Raw genomic sequence first — 1,666 nt, forward strand, 5'->3', positions numbered from 1 at the left:
AGCTTGACGTTTAACCCTTCCTGTTCTGGTGCTCGGCGAGCGTTTCGGCGCGTTTGGTGGTCTTGCCCACGTCGTGGTGACGGGCGGGAGCCCGGTTCTTCGAGCCTGGAGGCCTGCCGGGACCGGGCCGGGTGGGTTTCGGTGCACTGGCAGGTAGGGGCAGGCGGGGGCGGAGGTGCCGAAACCCTCGCCGGACGCGTGCGGGGGTGAGCCGTTCGAGTGGAGCAGGGCGTTCCCATGGGCGGCGCAGGTCAGGTGCGAGTGTCCGGGCGAGCTGAAGCTGGGCGTAGGCGATGATGATCAGCCAGGTCCAGCGGTCCGCGGACTGCGGGTCGCGGATTTTCGGGGCGGTCCAGCCCAGGGTCTGTTTCCACATCCGGAACGTGTGCTCAAGATCGAATCTGCGGAGGAATGCCTGCCAGAGCTGGTCCAGGTGGGCCGGGGTGATGGCAACGGCCGAGGTCCACAGCCACACCGGCTTGGGGTCGCGTTCGCCGGGCAACTGCTCGACCTGCAGCCGGATCAGCGTGCCGTCGATGATGGGGAGCGCGCCGTCGTGGTCGAGCCAGGCGGCGCGGCGGGTGAGCCGGTGGTGCAATCGGTCCCAGCAGGAGGCGACAGCGTTGCCGTACCGGCTCGTGGCGGTGGCCGTGGTGTGGGCGGGTTCACCCCAGGTGGTCTCGTCCTTCATCCGGAACTCGGCCCCGTGTTTGGGCGGCCGGCCACCGGCTGGGCTGGCCAGCAGGAACTCTTCGCGGGAGGGGGCCGGGCGGCTCAGCACTCGATCGGAGCGCAGGCGGCCCAGCACCTCCACCGGCAGGCCGTCCAGCAGGAAGGCCAGGCGGGCGGTGTCGTAGCCGGCGTCGAGCACGATGAGGATGTTCGGGTCACCCTCGCGCCACTGGCCGGCTTCGATCAGGCGGGCGACCAGGTCACGGACCTGGATGGCGGTGACGGCGGCTTCATCGTCGTCGGGGCGTAGCCGCTGGGCATCCAGCACCATGGTCCAGGAGGTGCGGCCGGTCTCCAGCGCGGCGATGATCGAGTACGGCCAGCCGGGGATCATCTGATGCTCGCCCTTGCGGCGGCCGTAGACATGACAGAACAGCCGCTCGGGGCTGGTCGGCGCGTCGGGGCGCAGCCAGGGCGTCACATCGGCGGCCAGCACGATCCGGCCGCCCGCCGCGCGCGGCAGCGCCACCGTGGACAGAACCCTCCGCAGCCGGGCGATCTCGATGCGGCCGTGGTTGATCGCGTCGTACAGGGCGCCGTGGCCACGGCGGTGCTCCGGCGCCAACGCCAGCCCGACCAGCGTACGGACCGGCCCCTCGGCGCATAACACCGCCTCGACCAGCTCGAACAGCTCATCTCGCCGGGCGGTCAGGCAGGTGAAGACCTCCTGCCGGAGATCGGCCAGCTCCATCCACGCGTCCCGTTTCTGGCCGTCCTGCTCCGAATCCGGGACGCCCCGCGCCGCGCGTGCCAGCATGAATGACATAGCCACCGCCTCCACTTCCTTCTGAATGACAACTCGAAGATGGAGACGGTGGCTGACTCAACTCACGGCGACACGCCGTGTCCCGAGAGACACAATCCGCTATGAGGGATTAGTCACCCACATCGCCGAACGCGGCAAATGTGCAGCTCAGGGGTTAAACGCCAAGCT

The 1,666-nt window shown here is 69.2% G+C and carries 1 protein-coding gene; it reads right to left on the reverse strand.

Annotated features, from left to right (window positions below; all coding sequences use genetic code 11):
• Window positions 1-10 precede the first annotated feature (10 nt).
• Window positions 11-1,498, reverse strand: a complete 1,488-nt coding sequence (locus tag ACBJ32_RS59325; RefSeq protein ID WP_375134396.1) for an NF041680 family putative transposase — start codon at window positions 1,496-1,498, stop codon at window positions 11-13.
• Between the last annotated feature and the right edge of the window lie 168 nt (window positions 1,499-1,666).

This window comes from Nonomuraea sp. GTA35 (assembly GCF_041950525.1).
Taxonomy (GTDB): Bacteria; Actinomycetota; Actinomycetes; order Streptosporangiales; family Streptosporangiaceae; genus Nonomuraea.